Origin of the sequence: Lagierella sp. ICN-221743, from assembly GCF_037890055.1 — a bacterium.
GTDB lineage: Bacteria > Bacillota > Clostridia > Tissierellales > Peptoniphilaceae > Mediannikoviicoccus.
The window spans coordinates 185,770-208,689 of record NZ_JBBKBD010000001.1 but is presented as its reverse complement, the minus strand read 5'-3'; the positions used below and the strand labels follow the sequence as shown (position 1 = coordinate 208,689).

The 22,920-nt window shown below is 32.9% G+C and carries 19 protein-coding genes; all 19 read left to right on the top strand.

The features are described from left to right. The first annotated feature begins 135 nt into the window (after positions 1–135). On the top strand, positions 136–468 hold the full coding sequence (locus tag WKS98_RS01020) for a hypothetical protein (protein ID WP_498916148.1): 333 nt from the start codon (positions 136–138) through the stop codon (positions 466–468). Further along, on the top strand, positions 455–1,474 hold the full coding sequence (locus tag WKS98_RS01015) for a V-type ATPase subunit (RefSeq protein WP_498916147.1): 1,020 nt from the start codon (positions 455–457) through the stop codon (positions 1,472–1,474). Before WKS98_RS01020 ends, WKS98_RS01015 begins: the two co-directional genes overlap by 14 nt. Next, a complete protein-coding gene (locus WKS98_RS01010; protein WP_498916146.1) occupies positions 1,474–3,399 on the top strand; it encodes a V-type ATP synthase subunit I in 1,926 nt (641 codons plus the stop codon). Before WKS98_RS01015 ends, WKS98_RS01010 begins: the two co-directional genes overlap by 1 nt. Before the next feature lie 9 nt (positions 3,400–3,408). Further along, on the top strand, positions 3,409–3,831 hold the full coding sequence (locus tag WKS98_RS01005) for an ATP synthase subunit C (RefSeq protein WP_498916145.1): 423 nt from the start codon (positions 3,409–3,411) through the stop codon (positions 3,829–3,831). Beyond that, entirely contained in the window at positions 3,831–4,142 is a 312-nt protein-coding gene (locus tag WKS98_RS01000) for a V-type ATP synthase subunit F (RefSeq protein ID WP_498916143.1), read from the top strand. Before WKS98_RS01005 ends, WKS98_RS01000 begins: the two co-directional genes overlap by 1 nt. A gap of 8 nt (positions 4,143–4,150) precedes the next feature. Continuing rightward, positions 4,151–4,747 carry a hypothetical protein gene (locus WKS98_RS00995; RefSeq protein WP_498916141.1) on the top strand — a complete coding sequence of 199 codons (597 nt, stop codon included), beginning with the start codon at positions 4,151–4,153 and terminating at the stop codon, positions 4,745–4,747. Continuing rightward, entirely contained in the window at positions 4,737–6,521 is a 1,785-nt protein-coding gene (locus tag WKS98_RS00990; RefSeq protein ID WP_498916140.1) for a V-type ATP synthase subunit A, read from the top strand. The genes WKS98_RS00995 and WKS98_RS00990 overlap by 11 nt, the downstream gene beginning before the upstream one ends. After that, positions 6,514–7,896 carry a V-type ATP synthase subunit B gene (locus WKS98_RS00985; protein WP_498916139.1) on the top strand — a complete coding sequence of 461 codons (1,383 nt, stop codon included), beginning with the start codon at positions 6,514–6,516 and terminating at the stop codon, positions 7,894–7,896. The genes WKS98_RS00990 and WKS98_RS00985 overlap by 8 nt, the downstream gene beginning before the upstream one ends. 5 nt (positions 7,897–7,901) lie before the next feature. Next, a complete protein-coding gene (locus tag WKS98_RS00980; RefSeq protein WP_498916137.1) occupies positions 7,902–8,522 on the top strand; it encodes a V-type ATP synthase subunit D in 621 nt (206 codons plus the stop codon). Positions 8,523–8,642: 120 nt separating this feature from the next. Beyond that, positions 8,643–9,248, top strand: a complete 606-nt coding sequence (locus WKS98_RS00975) for a DedA family protein (protein ID WP_498916135.1) — start codon at positions 8,643–8,645, stop codon at positions 9,246–9,248. Positions 9,249–9,616: 368 nt separating this feature from the next. Next, positions 9,617–11,299: a peptide ABC transporter substrate-binding protein gene (locus WKS98_RS00970; protein WP_498916133.1), complete on the top strand. Its 1,683-nt coding sequence runs from the start codon at positions 9,617–9,619 to the stop codon at positions 11,297–11,299. Between the two features lie 53 nt (positions 11,300–11,352). Next, positions 11,353–12,285 carry an ABC transporter permease gene (locus tag WKS98_RS00965; RefSeq protein ID WP_498916131.1) on the top strand — a complete coding sequence of 311 codons (933 nt, stop codon included), beginning with the start codon at positions 11,353–11,355 and terminating at the stop codon, positions 12,283–12,285. Positions 12,286–12,294: 9 nt separating this feature from the next. After that, positions 12,295–13,212, top strand: a complete 918-nt coding sequence (locus tag WKS98_RS00960) for an ABC transporter permease (protein ID WP_498916129.1) — start codon at positions 12,295–12,297, stop codon at positions 13,210–13,212. A gap of 6 nt (positions 13,213–13,218) precedes the next feature. Next, positions 13,219–14,289, top strand: coding sequence for an ABC transporter ATP-binding protein (locus tag WKS98_RS00955; protein ID WP_498916127.1), 1,071 nt, complete (start codon positions 13,219–13,221; stop codon positions 14,287–14,289). A 9-nt stretch (positions 14,290–14,298) separates the two neighbouring features. Next, the gene (locus WKS98_RS00950) at positions 14,299–15,324 is read left to right on the top strand and encodes an ABC transporter ATP-binding protein (RefSeq protein WP_498916125.1); all 1,026 of its coding nucleotides are present in this window, start codon (positions 14,299–14,301) and stop codon (positions 15,322–15,324) included. Between the two features lie 272 nt (positions 15,325–15,596). Further along, entirely contained in the window at positions 15,597–17,297 is a 1,701-nt protein-coding gene (locus WKS98_RS00945) for a peptide ABC transporter substrate-binding protein (RefSeq protein ID WP_498916123.1), read from the top strand. Positions 17,298–17,530: 233 nt separating this feature from the next. Continuing rightward, positions 17,531–19,471, top strand: a complete 1,941-nt coding sequence (locus WKS98_RS00940; RefSeq protein ID WP_498916121.1) for a peptide ABC transporter substrate-binding protein — start codon at positions 17,531–17,533, stop codon at positions 19,469–19,471. A 158-nt stretch (positions 19,472–19,629) separates the two neighbouring features. Beyond that, on the top strand, positions 19,630–22,203 hold the full coding sequence (gene mprF, locus WKS98_RS00935; RefSeq protein WP_498916119.1) for a bifunctional lysylphosphatidylglycerol flippase/synthetase MprF: 2,574 nt from the start codon (positions 19,630–19,632) through the stop codon (positions 22,201–22,203). Next, a complete protein-coding gene (locus WKS98_RS00930; RefSeq protein WP_498916117.1) occupies positions 22,200–22,901 on the top strand; it encodes a nitrilase-related carbon-nitrogen hydrolase in 702 nt (233 codons plus the stop codon). Before mprF ends, WKS98_RS00930 begins: the two co-directional genes overlap by 4 nt. Positions 22,902–22,920 lie beyond the last annotated feature (19 nt).

The following is a 22,920-nucleotide window of genomic DNA, read 5'->3' as shown; positions in this document are numbered from 1 at the left end:
TTGTGTATAATAATCTAATACAGCAAAAAAATGTTAAGAAAACGTAATAAATAGCAAGAAATATTTAAAAAGAAAACGATTTGAATTTAACATATTTGTTTTTAAGGTATATTATTAATTAGGAGGAGGTAAGAGATGAATGAATTTATAGAAAAAATTGTAGAACTTGATGAAATGACTTCATCTCTAGACGAGGAGTATCGACAAAAGGAACAAGAGCTAAGGTCAAGTTTTAACAAATCAAAAGCGGATTTTGAAAAGAAACTTGAACAAAAGCTTGATAATAGGATTCAGGCCTTTGAAGAAGGAGTTAAGAGTGATTATAAATCTAGGGAGCATGAGATTGAAAATTCCCTGGAAAAGAAACTGGATCTTATTATGGAAAGATACCGTTTAGAAAAACCTGGAATAATAGATTATATAACCAAAACGGTTTTGGAAGGTGATTTTAAAGATGGCAGGAGCTAAAGATTTTTCTGCTGTTAATACCAAGATATCTGGCATGGGAAAGAATTTGCTAAAGAGTTCTGACTATGATTATATATTGAATTTATCACAAAGAGAAATATTAAACTTTCTAATGGAGAAAGAATTTATTAAAGCCACCGATTTTCAAGAATTAGATTATCTATCTGTGCATATAAAGAGGATTCTAATTGAAAAGATGGAGGCTTTAAGTAATTTTATGGCTAATGAGTACAAAGTACTTATGGACTTAATGATAGATAGGTACAAAATTGATGATGTTAAAAAGGCCGTAAGAAATATTTACAACAGCAATGAAAATTTAGCCAAAGAAAACTTTGTTATAGAAGAAGGCTTTTATAATTCCGTTAACCAAGGCATAACTATTACAGACTTTATAAAATCTTTAAGTAAGGAAAGATATTACGACTATATAAGAAGTTACAACGAAAAAATAGGAGGAGAAATTCTTTTTTACTTGGAAATGTCCTTAGATAGGTTTCACTATTCAGATATTTATAAATATTGTGATAAGCTTGATAAAAAGAGTAGAAAAAAAGCTAAAGAACTCTTTGGAACCATAATAGATTTAAAAAATCTAACTTGGATATATAGAGCTAAGAAGTACTATGATGTTGATGATACTTTAATATATAACTACAGCATCTTTAGAGGTTTAAAGTTTGGAGTGGACAATCTTTTAGAAATGTCAAAGATGGACCTAGAATCCTTTTTAAATTTTGTAAAGGGAACTGAGTATAGTGTAAAGTTTTTTGCCGGCGAAGGCACAGATATTGAAATGAGCCTTAATAATGATAAATTTTTATATGCAAGGTTCAAAGAATATTTAAAAAGTATGCAGTTCGACATGGGCAAAGCACTGGGGTATGTTTTAATCTATGAGTTTCAAATTAAAGATATCATGGTAATAATTCAGGGGAAAGAATTAAAAATGAATAATGAAGATATAAAGAACTATTTGATTTGTTATGAAGAAAGGAGGTTATAATGAAATCTCAAAGAATGTACATGATGAATGTTATCGGGAAGATTGAGGATATGGAAAATATCTTAAAAGATATTGTAAATTCAAAAACCACCGAGATAATTGAAGCATCAGAGTTAATCGAAAATAGCCAGTTTATGTTTCCAATAAGCAGTGAAAATGTCAATATGGCCATCGACTTTAACTATATAAAAAAATATCATGGCGATTTAAATTTAAATGAAGAAAAGGAAAAGCTTGATAATTTCTGTAATCATTTGAATATTGATTTAAACAATAAAAAGTATTTAAGAAGTTCAAGTACGCCTATTTCAGAGTCTGATTTTGAAAAGATTTCCGATGAGATGGAAAATTTAGATAGTCTTGAAGTGAGATTAGAAGAAAAAAATAGAGACATGGATATATTCCATATGTTTGGCAATATAAATATCTCCATGGCAAAACTTTTGGATTTAAAAAATTTCAATTTTAAATTTGGAATTTTATCTAAAGAAGATAGGCTTAGGATAAAGAAGAACTACGAAAATATTTTTGCGGCAATTTTTCACATGGGGGCCTTAAAAGAGGGAGAAGTTTATTTTATCATTTACCCTAGCGATATGGAGGTTGATATTGGAAGAGTTTTAAGATCTTTAAACTTTAAGGAAATTAAAATACCATCAGGATTTGAAAGAAAGCCTTCAGAAATAATTGAAAGACTCAACAATGAGACTAAAGACCTTGAACGTGAAATAGAAAAGAGCAAAAACTTTATTGAAGATTATAAAAAGGACAATGAAGACGGCATAGTTCAAATTTTAAAGGACAAGTATAATAAATTAAATCTTGAAAACACAAAGACCTCTTTGGCAGTTTCCGATAGATATTTTTACTTGGCCGGTTGGATTTCGAAACAGGACAGCGAATATCTTTACAACCAACTAACAAGCAAGTACAAGGTTGATGTAACTTTCCACGAAGTTGACGACTATGAAATCAAACCACCGACAAAGTTAAAAAACAATAGTATATTTAAACCCTTTGAACTGCTTGTAAAGATGTATGGGGTACCGAATTATGAAGAAATTGACCCAACGCCTTTCTTTGCAATTACTTATATGTTGCTATTTGGTTCAATGTTTGGAGATGTGGGACAAGGACTTTTCTTTGCCATTGCTGGCATATTGGTTGGCAAGTTTATAAATAGAGACTTTGGAGGACTTGTTACTAGGCTTGGATTAAGTTCAACAATATTTGGATTTTTATATGGCTCTGTATTTGGCCTTGAAACAATTATAAAGCCAATTTTATTCAATCCATATGAAAATATAAACACAATTCTTATAATGGCAATAGCTCTAGGAGTTGTTTTACTTATAATGAGTTACTCCCTAGGAGTAATTAATTTTGTTAGAACTAAAAATTTTGAAGAACTTTACTTTGGAGAAAAGGGCGTTGCAGGATTTTTACTATATATATCAATTCTAGGAATTGCCAGTACAAAGCTATTTAGATTGAATAACTTTGTACTATATCTTTTCGCAATAGTTGCAGTTCTATGCATCTTAGCAATGGTTTTAAAAAAAGTACTTTACCAAAAATTTATACTAAAAGAAGAAACGGATTTACCAAGCGGATATTTTATTGAATCTAGCTTTTCAATTGTTGAAACAATAATTTCAATATTTTCAGGAACCATTTCCTTTATCAGGGTTGGAGCTTTTGCAATAAATCACGTTGGTCTATTCTTAGCTTTTTCAACTATTGGAAATATGATTGGCACAAAGAGTGGTTCTATCGCAATGATAATTATAGGAAATATTGTAATACTTGGTCTGGAAGGGCTAATTGTATTTATTCAATCACTAAGACTTGAATATTACGAAATGTTTAGCAAATACTACATTGGAGACGGAAGGGAATTTGTTCCCGACAAAAACGTATTTTAGGAGGAAGAAATGGAATTTATTATAGGATTATCAATAGTAGTGGTCTTAACCACAATAGCATCAGGAATTTATTTAAAAAATAATAATAGAGACAACTCAAAGAGAAAGTTAAAGAGAGCATTGGGAGTGAACTTATTGAGCTTTATACCATTAATACTTATGGCTCTTATTATAATTTCACCAGACTCATCCCTTGCAGCAACATCAGCTGAAGGATCATCTAACGGACTTGGAATGTTGGCGGCAGCTCTTTCAACAGGTATGGCAACAATAGGTACAGGTTATGCAGTAGGTGTAGTAGGTTCTGCAGCTCTAGGTGCAGTTTCAGAAGACGATACACTTCTTGGTAAAACACTTATCTATGTTGGTCTTGCGGAAGGTATCGCAATTTACGGCCTTGTAATTTCCATCATGATTCTTGGAAGATTATAATGTATTCCTACCTTATATCAAATGACAAAAGCATTGTTCAGGGATTAAAACTTTCAGGAATTAGGGGAACATTCAGTAAAGACAGAGAAAACTTGAGAAGTATTTTTAAAAAGACTCTAAAAGAAGAAAAAATCGGGACTGTAATATTGACGGAAGATGTTTCTGAAATAGTACATGATTTGCTAATTGAGCATAGAAAAAAGCGTAAAGCAAAACCACTGATTGTTGTAATTCCAGGGCAAGGTGGATTAAGAGATAAGGATTTTATACTAAGATCTGTTAAAGAGTCCTTAGGTGTAAAGATTGACTAGGTGATATTATGATTTTACTTGAAAATAAATATGAGTTATTTAAAAAGGTAACTTATGACAAAAAGAAAGAAGAGCTAGAAGAACATTATCAAAAACTCTATTCTAAATTAAGCGACGACTTTATGGAGTTCAAAGAAGAAAAGGAAAATCAATTTGAATTACTAGTTTCCAAGAAAGAAAGAGATATCACTAAAGATATAAATGAAAAGATTCAAATTCAAGAAAATAAGAGTAGAGAAGAAATTCTTAAATTTAGAGAGAGAATGATTGAAGATATTAACAAAGATATTTTAAATCAATATAAGTCCTATGTTACAGAAGAAAAATATGTGGAAGGTTTAAAGGAGAAAGTTATGCCTTATTATAACAATCCAGATTTTTCAATAGGACTTACTTCAAATGATGCAAAGAGACTTTCTCTTGATGAATCAAAGATTAAAATTTTGAAAGATGATGTTATAGGCGGCTACACTTTAGAAAATAAGAAAGAAAATAGTATTGTGGATAACACAATAAGTGAATTTGTAAAGATCAATAGAAAGGCGATTGGTTTTGTCATTCAAGATTTCATAAACAAAGTGGGAGGTAAGGTAGATGGAAAATAATGCAATTGTTACATCTATAAATGGACCAGTTATAAATGCAAATAACATGTCAAACTTCCAAGCAAAAGAGATGGTTCTAGTTGGACCAAAGAAGTTAATAGGAGAGGTAATCTCCTTAGACGATGACGAAGGAACTATACAGGTTTATGAAGACACTCAAGGACTAAGCGCCGGAGACGAAGTGGTTCATACAAATATGCCGCTTTCAGTTAAGCTAGGCCCAGGTCTTATAGGAAATATGTTTGACGGGATTGAAAGGCCTTTAAAGGTTATTGAAGAGAAGTATGGAGAGTTTATACCAGAAGGCATTGGCCTTATGTCCCTTGATGAAGAAAAACTTTGGGATGTGGACGTTATAGTTAAAGAAGGTGGACTAATCTCTCAAGGAGAAGTGGTTGCAACTATTAAAGAAACTGAAGCAATAACCCATAAGATCTTAGTTCCATATGGAGTTAAGGGAAGGGCTGTAGATGTAAAGCCATCTGGAAAATACAATATAAACGAAGTTATTCTAAAGATAGAAGACGAAAGCAAAGAGCTTCATGAAGTTAAGTTATATCAAGAATGGCCAATAAAATTTCCAAGACCAATTGAGGAAAGACTTGAAGTTTCAAAACTACTAAAGACAGGACAAAGAATTTTAGATGTATTTTTCCCAGTTGCAAAGGGAGGAACAGTTGCAATACCTGGAGGATTTGGTACAGGTAAAACCATGACACAACATCAATTCGCAAGGTATTGTGATGCGGATATAATCGTATATATCGGCTGTGGCGAAAGAGGAAATGAAATGACAGAAGTTCTTGAAGACTTTCCTAAGCTTATTGACCCTAATACAGGCAGACCTCTTATGGAGAGAACTGTTTTAATAGCAAACACATCAAATATGCCAGTAGCTGCAAGAGAAGCTTCCATTTATACTGGAATCACAATTGCAGAGTACTTTAGGGACATGGGCTATGACGTGGCAATAATGGCGGACTCTACTTCAAGATGGGCAGAAGCCCTTAGAGAGATTTCAGGTAGACTTGAAGAGATGCCAGCGGAAGAAGGTTTCCCTCCATATTTGCCATCAAGGATTGCAGGCTTCTACGAGAGAGCCGGATATGTAAAGACATTAGGAAACGAACTTGGTTCTGTAACAATAATCGGTGCAGTTTCTCCTCAGGGGGGAGACTTTTCGGAACCTGTTACTGAGAATACAAAGAGATATGTAAATGTATTTTTGGGTCTTGATAAAGAGCTTGCATATGCAAGACACTATCCTGCCATTAACTGGTTGACTTCGTATTCAAAGTACAGTGACGAGCTAAAAGAGGACTACATGGAATTAATTGGTAAAGATGTGGTCACTTTGAAAAATAAAATGATGAAGATTTTATTTGAAGAAGACAAGCTTCAAGAAATTGTAATGCTTATAGGTGAAGATGTACTACCAGATGACCAAAGGCTTACTCTATTTGTTGCAAAGATGATTAAAGTAGGATTTTTACAACAAAATGCCTTTAATAAAATAGATTCCTATGTGCCTTTGTTGAAACAGTACAAGATGCTTGAAGTTATAAAAGAGTTTTACGACCTTGGTCTTGAAGCTGTAAAGAAGAACATTCCTATTAATGAAATCACATCCTCAGAAATATACACAAAAATAGTTGGAATGAAGTACAATATCGAAAATGACAAGCTTGAAAAGATAGATGAATTGAAAGAAGAAATAGAACAATTTTTTGAAAATCTTGAAAGCAGATATAACGAAGGAGGCTTAGATGATTAAGAAATACATTAAAGCTTCAAAGATAAAGAGTTCATTAATTGAAATAGAAAATGTTAAGGATATGTTTTATGGCGAACTTGTAAAGGTTGAGTTTGAAGATAAAACTTTCCTTGGACAGGTTTTAGCCATAAGAGGAGAGACAGCACAAATACAAGTTTTTGGTGACTTGACTGGAATGTCCTCAAATAATACAGAAGTTTCTTTTACAACAAAACCATTTGAACTTCCTCTATCAAAGGACATATTGGGAAGAAAGTTTAATGGAATAGGCGAGCCTATTGATGGCCTTGGAGATATCTATTCTAAAAAACTTTATAACATCAACGGTAGACCAATGAACCCCGTTGCAAGGGTTTATCCAAGAAACTTTATTCAAACAGGAATTTCAACAATAGACTGCTTAACAACACTTATTAGAGGACAAAAGCTTCCAATATTTTCTGAAAATGGCTTGGACCATAACAAGCTTGCATCTCAAATCATAAGACAAGCAAGGGTAGTTAATACTGGCGATAATAATGAAGATGAAGACTTTTGCATAGTGTTTGCAGCCATAGGTGTAAAGCACGACGAAGGAATTTATTTTGAAAATGAATTTAGAAACTCCGGTGTAATTGGAAATGTAGTAATGTTTTTAAATTATGCAGATGATCCAATTATGGAAAGACTTATTGTACCTAAATGTGCACTTACAGCTGCGGAGTATCTTGCATTTGAAGAAAATAAACATGTTCTTGTGCTAATGACAGACATTACTTCATATGGAGAAGCTCTTAGAGAAGTATCTTCACTAAGGGAAGAGGTGCCAAGTAGAAAGGGCTACCCTGGATACATGTATTCAGACCTTGCCAGTCTATATGAAAGGGCGGGTATGCTTAAGGGACATAAGGGTTCATTAACACTTATACCAATTCTTACCATGCCAAATGGAGATATTACACACCCAATCCCAGACTTAACAGGTTATATTACAGAGGGGCAAGTCGCATTGGACCCACAACTTACCTTTAAAGATGTATATCCACCAATAAATGTACTTCCTTCACTATCAAGACTTATGAAAGATGGTATTGGAGAAGGCTACACAAGGGAAGACCATCAAGATGTTGCAAACCAACTTTTTGCATCCTATTCAAAGGTACAAGAAGTAAGAGACCTTGCTCAAATACTTGGAGAAGACGACTTACAAGATTCGGACAAGAAGATTTTGAAATTTGGAGAAGAGTTTGAAGAGAAATTTGTAAAACAAGATCCGTACGAAAACAGAAGTATCATAGAAACATTGGACCTTGCATGGGAGCTTATGAAAATTTTACCCGATGAACAGCTTGATAGACTAGATCCAAAATTAAAAGAAAAGTATCTAAAAAGGTGATTTAAATGGCTAAGAACAACATGGCATATACCAAGGGCAACTTAATTAAATTGAAGAAGTCTTTGAACTTTGCCAAAAAGGGATACAATCTTTTAGATAGAAAGAGAGTCGTTCTAATAAAGGAAATGATGACTTTAGTTGATGAAGCCAAGGAAGTTCAAAAAAATATTGAAGAACAATTTTCAAAGGCATATGAACTTTTAAATCAAGTGAATCTCGTACTTGGGAAAGAGAACTTGGACAATATTATTGACGCCATCTCTTTGGAAAAAGACTACGACATTTTGTATAAGTCCGTAATGGGTGCAACTGTCCCTAAGATAATACTTGATAAAGACGATAAAAAAACAACACTTAGCTTTGGTATCCACGACACCTATCCAGGCTTTGACAGACTTTTAATTGAATTTAAAAAGCTTAGAAAGTTAATTTACAAGTTGACTGAAATTGAAAATGCAGTTTACAATTTGGCCAATGAAATAAACAAGACACAAAAGAGGGCCAATGCACTGGACAAGATACAAATACCAAAGTTACAAAGAAATATAAAAAAACTTGAAGAGATATTGGAAGAGAAAGATATTGAAGAGTTCTTCCGATTGAAAAAAGTTAAATCAAAAAAATAAGAGAAACCTTACTTAAGAGGTTTCTTTTTTTATTACAGTTGAGAAGAAACAGATTTGAGAAAAATTTCCACAATTAGTATTGAGTCCTGCTATTTGATATAATTTATTTTGGAGGAAATCATGAATCAATTATTTTTAAATCTAATAGAAAAGTTTGGAAGCTTTGGAATTTTCTTATTAATTTTTATTGAAAATATTTTTCCACCTATACCATCGGAAGCGGTTTTAGGTATTGGCGGACTTTTTATATCCACAACAAAACTCACCTTCATTTCGGTGCTACTTGCATCAACGCTTGGCTCTGTGCTAGGAGCAGTTGTGCTTTATTATATTGGCAAGTATATAAACCGACCTAAAGTTAGAAATGCATTTATTGGAAAGGATAAGATGTTGAGAATTGATAACAATACCCTAACTAAAATTAAAAATATTTATGTTAAACATGAAAGAATATCAGTATTCATATTAAGGATGGTTCCTATCTTTAGATCAATGGTGTCCATACCTGCCGGGATGTTTGGTATGAATTTGATTGAATTTATAGTTTTGACTGGACTAGGCTCTTTAATTTGGAATGCAATAATCATTTTCGCAGGCATGAAGCTTGGAGAGAATTGGACCTTTATTGAAACTATTACAAAGGATTATACTTTAGTAATCATAGGACTAGTTGTAATAATTTTTATTATTTATTTTTACAAAAAGAAAAAAGAAAATTTTGATTAAATTTTAGAGAGGTTAAAAATTCATAAATGACTAATAAAAAAGTAAAACTCTTTTAAATATTGATATTTTGCTAAATAGAATGATGGGCCACGTTAAAGCTATATAACTTATAGAATAAGCGTGGCTTAAGTATTTTTATAGTGTTAAGTTTTAAATAGATATATATTTTTGCCTATTCATTAATTAGCGTTATTTATGGTTGAAATGGCTAAAACATGTGTTATAATTAACAATGAGTTCTACAGAAAACTGAATCAAATTTGATTTTGAAAATGTTTTTTATTTAAATTCAAATCGTTTTCTCAAAGGGATTTAAGGTTTCTGTATAATTTAAATTCTTATTTATATTCTTAAGGAGGAATAATACGATGAATGGAAAGAAAAAAGCTCTTTCACTTGTACTTGCAGGTATGATGTTATTTGTAACTGCATGTGGTGGAGCTAACAAAAATGCTACTGGTTCTGATGGTAAACCTGTAGCAGGAGGAAATGGTGGAGAACAATACTACAATTCCCTATTAGACAGTGAGCCAACTACATTGGACGCTCAAAAGGGATCTGACGTATATGGTAATAAAATCATAAACAATATTACTGAACCACTACTTAGAATGGCTGAAAAAGAAGATGGATCAAATGAAGTAGTTCCAGCAGCAGCTGAAAGCTATGAAGTTTCAGAAGACGGCTTAACATATACATTCAAACTTAGAGAAGGAATGAAATGGGAAGACGGAGAACCACTAACTGCAAAGGATTTCGAATATGGAATCAAGAGAGCAGCAAATCCAGACACAGGTTCTGAATCAGCGTTCCTACTTGCACCTATTAAAAACTTTGGTGAAGTTAACTCAGGGAAAGCTCCTGTTGACGAACTAGGTGTAAAAGCTGTTGATGATTTAACATTAGAAGTAACTTTAGATTCTCCAGTAGCATACTTCTTAACTTTAGTTCCTTTTAGAGTAATGCTACCATGTAGACAAGATCTAGTTGAAAAATATGGCGAAAAATATGGTGCAGAACCAGATACAGTTCTTTCATGTGGACCTTTCAAATTAACTGAATGGACTCACAACTCAAGATTAACTCTTGAAAAGAACGAAGACTATTGGGATAAAGAAAACGTTCATCTACAAACTGTAAACCTACCTATCATGACAGATACTAACACTATCATGAACTCTTTCTCAGTAGGAGAAGTTGATGCAGTTAGAACTAACATTCCTGAATGGGTAGCTAAGTTCAAAGACATTGAAAATGTTAAGAGCGAACCAGTTAGTATTCCAGCAGTTGACTATTTAGCAGTTAACCACACTGACCCTATACTAAAGAATGAAAAGATAAGACAAGCTATTAACCTTACAGTTGATAGAGAAGGCCTTTCAAAATTACTTTCTGAAGGATTTACTCCTCCAGCAAAGGGATGGGTACCAAATGGAGTTCAATTAGATGGTAAAGAATTTAGAGATGAAATTGGCGACTCATTTGATGGATTAAAATCTGCAAATCCTGATGCAAAAGCTCTTTTAATTGAAGGTCTTAAAGAATTAGGACTTGGAGAAGATCCAGCACAAGTTAAATTAACTCTTATCTATGTAAATAACCCAAGAGTTAAGATGATAAACGAATTTATTCAACAAAACCTAAACAATAATTTAGGTATTAACGTTGAACTAGAAACTATGGAATGGCCAATTCTTGCAGGTAGAATCCAAAAAGGTGATTACCAATTAGGATACCTTGCATGGACAGCAGACTACAATGACCCATCAGCAATGCTTTCATTATTCAAGACAAATGCAGGCGCTGTTAACACAGGATGGGCAAGTGCAGATTATGACAAGTTAGTTGACGAAGCAGCTGTTGAAAAAGACACAGCTAAAGCAACTGAATTATACAAAGAAGCAGACAAGATGCTTGTAGATCAATCAGTTGTTATTCCACTAATCGGAGCTAGTACAAACTCATACTACTACGATTATGTAAAGGGAGTAACATTCTCAGACTTCACAAGCACTGGCTTTAAAACAATTGATACTTCAGCTAGACCATAGTTGAGGAAAAATAAATTTCAGGTGGCGAAAGCCACCTGATTTAGGAGGTTAAGATGTTAAAGTATATAGGAAAAAGATTTTTATACATGGTAATAACCTTATTCATAATTACCACTGTAACATTCTTTTTAATGCATAACATTCAAGGGGACCCACTATCTGCAATGGGTAAGACATTACCACCACAAACCATAGAAAACTATAAGAAGAAATATGGTCTTGATAAACCGGTCCACGAACAATATGCAATTTTCTTAAAAAATGTATTAACAAAGGGAGACTTAGGTTCATCAATCAAGTATCCAGGTAGAGAAGTATCCACAGTTATAAAGGAAACTGCACCGGTTTCAGGTAGAATTGGTGGACAAGCCATGATTATAGGGCTATCAATAGGTATAGTTCTTGGTATAATAGCAGCGTTAAACAGGGGTAGATGGCCGGATTACATAGTAAGCGTCATCGCTATACTAGGAGTAACTATCCCGGTATTTATAATGGGTTCACTACTTCAACTTTACTTTGCGGTAAAATTGAAATTGTTCCCAACATCCGGTTATAGACCAGGTATGTTCAAATATACTGTTTTACCGTCCCTTGCAATGTGCTTTGGTTCAATTGCAACATATGCAAGATATATGAGAAGTAATGTTCTTGAAGTATTGAATGAAGACTATATCCTTACAGCTGAAGCAAAAGGTGTTTCAAGATTTAACATCATAATTAAGCATGTTATTAGAAACGCCATACTACCTGTTATTACAATAATAGGACCACAAATTGTAGGTATATTTACAGGTTCATTCATTATTGAAACAATGTTTGGTATTCCGGGACTTGGTTTCTACTTTGTAAGTGCTATCCAAACTCGTGATTACCCAATGATTATCGGTACAACTGTGTTCTATGCTGCATTATTCTTAGTAGCACAACTATTAGTTGATATTCTATATACCGTTGCCGACCCAAGAATTAGAGTAGATAGCTAGGAGACAAAGATGGAAAGTATAGATAAAAGTAAATTTAAAAGAGTGCCTAAGGACCAGGGAGATGCAGAATTTATAGCAAGACCTGTTGTAACCTACTGGTCAGATGCGTGGAGAAGATTTAAACAAAATAAAACTGCCATGCTTGCATTTATAATACTAATATTTTTAACCATAATGGTAATTATAGGACCTATGATTTCTAAGTATAACTTTAAGGATATTGTAGGAGCACCTAATACTAAGCCAGGATCTGAATTTTGGTTTGGGACAGATGAAATAGGAAGAGATGTATTCACAAGACTTTGGAGAGGTGGTAGAATTTCCATCTTCATTGGTATCTGTGGTGCAATTATAAGTACGATAATAGGCTCTATCTATGGTGCAGTTTCTGCATACTTTGGAGGTAGAGTAGATAATATCATGATGAGAATTGTAGAAATTCTTTTCTCACTACCATATCTTCTTGTTGTTATCATAGTAAGACTTGCCATGGACTCACAAGGTATTCATACACTTATTATTGCCATGACCATAACTGGTTGGTGTGGACTTGCAAGACTTGTTAGAGGACAAATTCTATCATTAAAACAACAAGACTTTATATTAGCTGCAGACGTACTTGGTGTATCAAATAAGAACATAATCATGAGACATTTAATTCCAAACACATTAAATGTTATCTTGGTTTCAATTTCCTTCGATATACCAGGATATATATTCAGTGAAGCATTTTTAAGTTATTTAGGACTTGGAGTTGCCCCTCCAGAAACTTCTTGGGGAGCTATGGCGGCGTCCGCTCAACAAAAATTCCAATTCTATCCTTATCAATTATTCTTCCCTGCACTAACAATAGCATTGACAATGCTTTCATTTACACTATTAGGTGACGGTCTAAGAGACGCACTGGATCCAAACCTTAGAAAGTAGGTAATCATGACAGAAAACAATACAATCATTGATAATAAAGAAACTATAAATAAAGAACAACAAGTGATGCATGAAAGAAGAAAAATAATAGACGTTAAAGATCTACATGTTTCATTCAACACATATGCTGGTGAAGTTAAAGCTGTAAGAGGAATTAGCTTTGACATTCACGAAGGTGAAACACTTGCCATAGTAGGAGAATCAGGTTCAGGAAAGACAGTTGCATCTAAGGCAATACTTCAAATTCTTCCAAAGCAATCAGCTATTATAAAAGAAGGTTCATCCATAAAGTATTTAGATGAAGAAGTATTAAAGATGTCTAAAAAGAGAATCAAAGAGTATCAAGGTTCTGACGTGGCAATGATATTCCAAGACCCTATGACTTCACTTAACCCAACAATGAAAATTGGAAAGCAAATAGGTGAGTCTTTAAAGCTTCATACTAAACTTTCAAGCGATGAAATCAAAAAAGAGACAATTAGACTTTTAAAGCTTGTTAATATTCCAAACCCTGAAGAGAGGGTTAAACAATATCCTCACGAACTTTCAGGTGGAATGAGACAAAGGGTTATGATAGCTATAGCCCTTGCATGTAACCCAAAGGTAATCTTAGCGGACGAACCTACTACAGCACTTGATGTAACAATTCAAGCACAAATTCTTGACTTGTTAAGAGTGTTGAAGGAAAAGAACAACACCGCAACAGTGCTTGTAACTCACGACCTTGGAGTTGTGGCTGATTTTGCTGACAGAATACAGGTAATGTATGCTGGAGAGATTATGGAAACAGGTACTGTGACTGAAATATTTGGAAATGCAAAGCATCCATATACATGGGCACTACTAATGTCAGTTCCAAGACTGGACTCTAAAGACAAAGAAACTCTTTATGCTTTAGGAGGAACACCACCGGACTTATTACTTGATATACCTGGATGTCCATTTGCACCAAGATGTGACTATGCAATGGAAATTTGTAGAGAACAAAAACCTCCAACTCATGAGTATTCTGAAACTCATTGCAGTAAGTGTTGGTTACATCATGAATTGGCTCCTGAAGTAGAAAGACCATACTAGAGGTGAACAATGAATACAGAACAAATTAATGAAAATAAAGATAGAGAAGTACTTATTGAGTTAAAAAACCTAGATAAGTTCTTCCCTATTGGAAATAAAAAAACAGTAAAGGCAGTTGAAGATGTATCACTAAAGATTTATAAAGGTGAAACCCTTGGTATAGTAGGGGAGTCAGGATGTGGGAAGACAACCTGTGGTAGAACTGTTATAAAAGTGTATGACCCAACAGACGGTCAAATACTATATAGCGGAAAGGACATTACAAAGTTCACTGCTAAAGAACAAAGAGAATTTAAGAAAAAAGCTCAAATGATCTTTCAAGACCCTTACGCATCCCTTGACCCTAAGATGACAGTAGGTGACATTATAGGTGAAGGACTAAGGGTACATTTTAAGAAACTTAAAGAAGACGAAATTCAAGAAAGGGTTACAGAACTATTAAAAACCGTAGGACTTAACTCTGAGCACGGTGCAAGATTCCCTCATGAGCTATCAGGAGGACAAAGACAAAGAATCGGTATCGCAAGAGCACTAGCTGTTGAACCAGAGTTTATTGTGTGTGACGAACCGATATCTGCACTTGACGTTAGTATTCAGGCTCAAGTAGTTAACCTTTTAATAGAATTGCAAAGAGAAAAACACTTAACCTACATGTTCATTTCACATGACCTTTCAATGGTTAAGCATATATCTGATAGAATCGGTGTAATGTATCTTGGTTCTATGGTTGAAATTTCACCTAAAGAAGACTTATACTACGCACCACTTCATCCTTACACAAAGGCACTTATCTCAGCTATTCCTATTCCAGACCCATCTATTAAGTCGAAGGATAGAATAAAGCTAGAAGGGGAAATTCCTTCTCCAATAAACGCACCAAAGGGATGTAAGTTTAACACCAGATGTAGATATTGTATGGATATTTGCAAAGAAAACAGACCTGAGTTAAAAGAACTTAGAGAAAATCACTTTGTAGCTTGCCATCTATACAATAATGGATTAGAAGAAGGAATTAAAAAACTTTCTGAAAAATAATTGTATACAAAGTTAATAAAAATAAAGCTGTTGGGGGGATACCTCAACAGTTTTTTTGTTATGTTATAACGAAGTTGTAATTTGAGATAATTTTAAAATTAGAATAAATAAATCTTTTTAGAAAATCCTTTTCTTTTGTTTTTAATGTGGTATAATTTAGTTAAGTGAATAGTCTATACCTGCTTTAAAGGAGTCGTTTTTGTAGAGCTATTTTTTAATGAAAAACGATTTCAAAACTAATTCACTACATATTATTCATAGGAGGAATTATAATGAAAAGTAAGAAAAAATTTCTGGCTTTAGCACTTGCATGTTCAATGTTATTTATAACAGCATGTAAAGCTGGAAATACAGGAAGCACTGGCAATGTTGATTCAACAGGTGGAAAAGTTTCAGATGGAGGTTCAACAGAAGGAACATATTTTAACCACCTTCTAGATAACGAACCAAACACACTTGATGCTCAAAGAGGATCTGACATCTATGGAAACAAAATCGTAAACAACATTAACGAACCATTGCTTAGAATGGGAGAAAAAGAAGATGGTACAAATGAAATACTTCCTGCAGCTGCAGAAAAGTACGAAGTTTCTGATGACGGTTTAGTATATACTTTCCATTTAAGAGAAGGAATGAAATGGGAAGATGGACAACCACTTACAGCTAAGGACTATGAATATGGTATAAAACGTGCAGTAGATCCAGCTACAGGTTCCGAAATGGCATTCTTATTAGACCCTATTAAGAACTTTGCTAAACTTAATGGAGCAGAAGGCGAAGTTAATATGGACGAACTAGGAGTTAAAGCTATAGATGATTTAACTCTTGAAGTAACTTTGGAAAATCCTGCAACTTATTTCCCAACTCTTGTACCTTTCAGAGTAATGTTACCTTGTAGACAAGACTTAGTTGAAAAATATAGGGACAAATATGGTGCAGAAGCTGACACAGTATTATCTTGTGGACCTTTCAAAGTTTCAGAATGGACTCACAACTCTAGAGTTACACTAGTTAAGAACGACGACTACTGGGATAAAGAAAATGTTCATGTTGACACTGTAAATCTACCAATCATGAGTGATACAAATACGGTAATGAACTCTTTTGCTGTTGGTGAAGTTGACGCAGTTAGAACAGCATTACCTGAATGGGTAGATAAGTTCAAAGGAATGGACGAAGTTAAGAACAAAGACGTTGCTATACCTTCAGTAGGTTATTTAGCAGTTAATCATCAAGATGAATTCTTAAAGAACGATAAAATACGTTTAGCTTTTTCACTTGCAATAGACAAGGAAGGACTAGCAGACTTAGTATCTAAGGGAGTTCAAAAACCAGCTACTGGTTGGGTACCAGGTGGTATGGAACTTGACGGAACAGATTTTAGGAAAGACGCTGGTGATGTATATGCTAAGTTAAGAGAAGATAATAAGGACTTAAAGGCCCTATTTGTAGAAGGTCTTAAAGAACTTGGAAAAGACGCAGACCCTGCAAAAGCTGACATCACATTAATCTATACAAATGCACCTATAACTAAACAAATCAGTGAATTTATACAACAATCAGTTAACTCAAAATTAGGTACAAATATTAAACTAGAAACTATGGAATGGCCAATTCTTTCAGGTAGAGTACAAAAAGGTGACTACCAATTAGCATACCTTGGATGGACAGCAGACTATAACGATCCATCAGCTATGCTTTCTCTATTCATGTCAACTGCAAACGCAGTTAACACATATTGGAAGAGCGACAAGTATGATGAATTTGTTAGAAATGCTATTAAGGCAACTGACTCTAAAGAAGCTTTAAAGAACTACGAAGAAGCTGAACAAATCCTTGCTGATGAAACAGTTGTAATCCCACTAACTCATGGTGGATCAATTCAATTCTACTATGACTTTGTAAAGGGAATGTCATTTAACGAATTTACAACAACAGGATTCAAGACAATTGACACATCTGCAAGAAAGTAATAAGAAAATAAAAGGGTATAGATAAGAAAAGGAATGGGTTTGAAATTTGCGATGCGAGTTTCAAATCCATTTTCTTTAAATAAAAGAAATTGTTGAGTTGTGAATAATCATATTATCCTCAGCAATATTTCTGTACTATACTCAAGTAAGTTACACATAATAAAAAATATACATAATAAATTTCCCTAAATTTTAGATTTAGAATATAATATAAAAAAGAGGGAGGGGATTTTTTGAAAAGCGATAAAGATAAAAAAGATTTTAATTTAGAAGACACCGATAAAATAGATTTCACAGAAATTAACAGAAGGTTTCGTGAAGAGCAAGAACTTTTAAATAATCCTGACTTACACGATGAAAGAGAAGAGTATAAAAGGAATAATTCTGATTCATATTATGAAAGAGAAGAGTATAAAAGAAATAATTCATATCAAGAAAATAGAAATTACAGATATGTAAGGGATAGAACTAAAAAGAAAAAGAATAAATCTGAGCGCAATCCATTTTTGTTTTTTAGAAATTCCCTTTTGGTTATTGTGGTTCTGATTTTTGCTGTTTGGACAATTGCTAATAATAGAAGTTTAAATAAAAAACTTGCTGATTTGGGTAAAGATAATCAAACGAAAATAGTAAAAGAAAAAAATAACAAAACCAACCAAACTAAAAAAGCTTCAAAAACTAAAACTAAAGAAATTTCACCATCAAATGGAACATATTTAAACTCATACATGGATGAAGAACCAAATACCTTAGATGCTCAATCACAATCAGATGGATATGGTAAAAAAATTTTAATTAATATAAGTGAACCATTACTTAGAATGGGAGAGAAAAAAGATGGAACATATGAAATACTTCCAGCAGCTGCAGAAAAATATGAAGTTTCTGATGATGGTTTAGTATATACTTTCCATTTAAGAGAAGGAATGGAATGGGAAGATGGAATGCCACTTACAGCTAAGGACTATGAATATGGTATTAAACGTGCAAATAAGCTTAATGAGACTAGCGAAGCAGAAGAAAGTAGTATAAATAAAATCAGAGCTAAGGCCGTTGATGATTTAACTCTTAAAATAACTTTGAAAAGCCCTGCAAATTATTTCCCAAATTTTGTTACTGGGAATACAGCTATGCTACCTTGTAGAAAAGATTTAGTAAAAAAATATGGCAATAAATATGGTAAAGAAGCGAATAAGGTATTATCTTGTGGACCATTTAAAATTTCTGAGTGGACTCATGACTCAAAAATTACTCTAGTAAAAAACGAAGACTACTGGGATAAGGATAATGTTCATGTTGAAACCGTAAATATTCCAATAATAAATGACAAAGAAAAATTAATGGAATCTTTTTCTGTTGGTGTTATAGACGAAATAGTTGCAAATGAATATAGATGGCAAGTAAGGTTTAAAGAGATGGAAGAAGTTAATTACAGGGATATAGCAGACTATAGAATATCTTACTATGCGCTTAATCATGAAGATGAATTTTTAAAGAATAATAAAATACGTTTAGCACTTTCGCTTGAAAAATACCCTGAACCTGGTATGATACCAGATGGTATTGAACTTAATGGAACAGACTATAGAAAATATGCTGGAAATGTATATGAAGAGTTAAGAAGGGAAAATAAAAAACCGAAGGATTTATTTGTGGAAGGTCTTAGAGAACTTGGAAAATATGAAGACCCTGCAATGGCTGACATAACATTAATTGGAACACCTTCCAATAAAAGATCAATGGAACTTAGTCAAAAATTTTTTAACGATTATCTAGGAACAAATATTAAGATAGAAACAATGGAATGGCCAATTCTTTTAAGTAGAGTAAGAAAAGGTGACTATCAATTAGCAAAACTTGGATGGATGCCAGGCTACAATGACCCATCTGCTATGTTTACTGGATTTATGTCAACTGAAAATGACTTTAATACAAACTGGAAGAGTTACAGGTATGATGAATTAGTTAGAAATGCTATTAAAGCAAAAAATAGTTATGAAGCTTTAGAATACTATAAAGAAGCTGAACAAATCCTTGCTAATGAGGCAGTTATAATTCCAACATCTCATGGGGGAATATCGACTAGATGTTACCAAGACTTTGTTAAAGGTGTTACATTTAATCAGTTTACTACAACAGGATTCAAGACAATTGACACATCTGCAAGAAAGTAATAAGAAAATAAAAAGTATAGATAAGAAAAGGAATGGTTTTGAAATTTGCGATGCGAGTTTCAAATCCATTTTTTAATTCTTACAATATTCTTACAATGATAAAAACATTATTACTACATACATTAATTGTGATATTATATTATCTAGTAGGAGGCAGTATGACAACTTTAGAAAACTTTTACAAAAAATATAAAAATCACATAAGAACTTTTTTAGTCTTATTTATCATAATTTTAACCACTATAATAATTCGTAAAGAGATTAAGGGAATTAATATAAGAGAAATAAAAGAATTAGTAAAGGATACGGACGTTAGGGCAAAAATCTTTTTTGTAATACTGGGTCTTTTAACTTTTTCTTTTGCAACCATATATGACTTTTTACTTGCAAAGTATTATAAGATGAAAATTCCCTTTAAAGATGTATTCACCATAGGTTGGATATCCCAATCTTTTAATAACTTTATAGGTTTTGGTGGAGTTGCTGGTTTAACCATAAGAGAGTTGATGTATGACAAATACAAAGTGGACAAGAAGATTGTAAACAGAATACTTTTTATAGTCATCTTTTCAGATATGATAGGACTGTTCTCTCTGGGACTACCATCAGCTATTGGCCTTATACTTAGAAAGGAGTATAAGCTTGTTCCTCTTCTTGTAATAATGTTTTTAATGGTAATTGCATTTATATTTATTGATAAGTTTCCAGTTGAAAAATATGTCAATGACGAAGGCTCAATCTTTATAAGGGCACAGAGGAAACTTAGATTATATATATCATTACAATCTACATTTGAGTGGTTTTTGGCAGCGCTTTTCTTTGCGTTTACAATAAAATATTATGAAAGTAAAATTTCAATTTTAACGGCCTGCACAGTATATGTAATTGCAACCATCGTAGGTATAATATCTATGATTCCAGGGGGACTTGGTTCCTTTGAGGCCTGCTGTGTATTTGTATTTAGTTTAATGGGCTATAGCACACCAAAAATAGTACTATCTCTACTAATTTGTAGAATTTGTTACACCATTATACCTTGGATAGTGGGACTATTATTACTTGTGTTCTCAACAAGGGGAGAGGTAGAAAAGGCAAGTATTAAAAAGCAAAATGCAATTATTACAGTTTTATCTTACTCGGTGTTAGCAACAGGAGGACTTATTGTAGCATCTATGGTAGTTCCTCAGCTATTTGTTAAGTTTAAATTTATATCAAAGCTATTTCCAAACTATCTACTTCTTCTAAATAGAAGATTTACACTTATATGTGGTCTTTTGCTTATGGCTCTTTCAACTGGAATTAAAAATAGAGTTAAAGTTGCCCATAGACTTGTAATATTTCTTTTGATTATGATATCCATACTATATTACAAGATGGACAAGGGATATTTGGAAACGGCAATTTGTTTGGTGTTAATAATTGGTCTATATATAAATAGAGATTACTTTGATGGACTTTCAGAGAGAATTTCCATAAGAAAATTTATAAAAGCATCTGCCTTTATATTTTGTGCATTTTTTGTGGGAATAATAGTGTACAATGCTAAAAATCATGTAAATTTCTTCTATGGAATGGACAAGTTTAGTCTACATTTTATAAAGAATAACTTGATACATGTACTATTTCCACCGATTATTGCAATTTCAATCTGTTCAATCATTCTTGGTGTTGAAAGAAAATATATGGAGTTTGAACAAGTTAGTGTAGATGATATTAACGAGTTTGAAGAATTTTTTGAAAATTATCCTTACGTTTCAAACACCCATTCTTTCTATCTAAGAGATAAGAACATGTTTATTAATAGCAAAAACACAGTTATGTTCATTTATAGGCCATACAAGGACAAGATATTTGTGTTGGGAGACCCGGCAGGTAAAGAAGAGGACTTTGATGAAGCCTTTGATGAAATTATATATATGGCGTCAAGAAATAAAATGGATGTTGTCTTCTTCCAAATAACAGGAAAGTATTTGGAAAACTTTATTAACCAAGGTTTTTCACTATTAAAAATGGGAGAGGATGCACAGGTAAATCTTGAAACATTTTCCATGGCGGGAAAGAAGTTTAAAATACTTAGAAGAACACTAAACTCTATGGAAACTTTGAATTTGAGATTTACAGTTGCAGAGCCTCCATTCACAGACGAGTTCTTAGAAAAGTTAAAAGATATATCTGATGAGTGGTTGGGCAAGAGAAGAGAGATGCAGTTTTCAATTGGATTTTTTGATAAGGCATACCTACAAAAGGCACCAATCTTTATAATTGAAGACGATGAAAAGATATATGCATTTGCTAATATGTTTCCTATAAAGGGAACTGGAACAATGTCCATAGACCTTATGAGACATGTAAAAGATGGTCCAGATGGAATTATGGACATGATGTTTTTGAGCATAATAAACTGGGCAAAGGAACAAGGTTACAAGAGATTTGACTTAGGAGTGGCACCACTTTCCAATGTGGGAAATAAATTATATTCCAACAATAAGGAAAAGACAGTAAAACTTGCCTACAAATATGGAAATAAAATATATGGTTTCCAAGGCCTTAGAAAATTTAAGGATAAATTCACTCCAGAGTGGTCTTCAGTGTTCCTTGCATATAAAGACGACTTCCAACTTCCAGATACATTAATCAAGATGGTTAACGTTGCATATGGATTTGGAAATGAAAAAGAAAAGAATTACTTTGAAGAATTTGCCAAGGAGTTTAAGGAAAGTGACGACATATGATTATAAAAATACCAATTAGAGAAAATTCTAATGATATTCAAAAAAATTTAAAAGTCATATTACAAGAAATCGAGGAAGGTAGAGAAGTAGATTTAATTTTATTTAATGAAGGTTTTCTACAGGGCTTTGATTCATTTAACTTTGAATATAAATCCGATGTGGAAATTGCTAGATTTAAAAATAGCATCGAAATTGCAAGTATAAAAGATGCATTAAAAGAAAAAGACATGGCTATTGGACTAGGATACCGCGAAAACTTTAAAGGTGGCCTTTATAACTCTTATATTGTACTTGGAAAAAATGGAAAAGAAATAATAAACTATAGAACAAACTCTACTACTTGGAAAGTGGGAAATGCATGTGCAGACTACCGCGAAGGGGAGAAACTCTATAGCTTTAAGTTTAAAGGCAAAGAAGTTGGTGTTTTAACTTATTTTGACTTGGTAGATGAATCAAACTTATCAAAACTTATAAATATGGACGCAGAAGTAGATTTGTTTTGCTGTAATGGAGTTTTAAGTAAAGAGGGGTTTGAAGAAAGAAAAAGAGATTTTTTAAAATTTTCTGAAATATTAGATAAACCAATTTTACTTTATCTAAGGGATAAGACTTGTGGATTAGTTTTAATACTAAAACATGGGAAGATTATTAAAGAGGATAATCTACGCATGGGAGATGAATATATTTTTAATATTTAATATTTGGCCGGGGCAACCT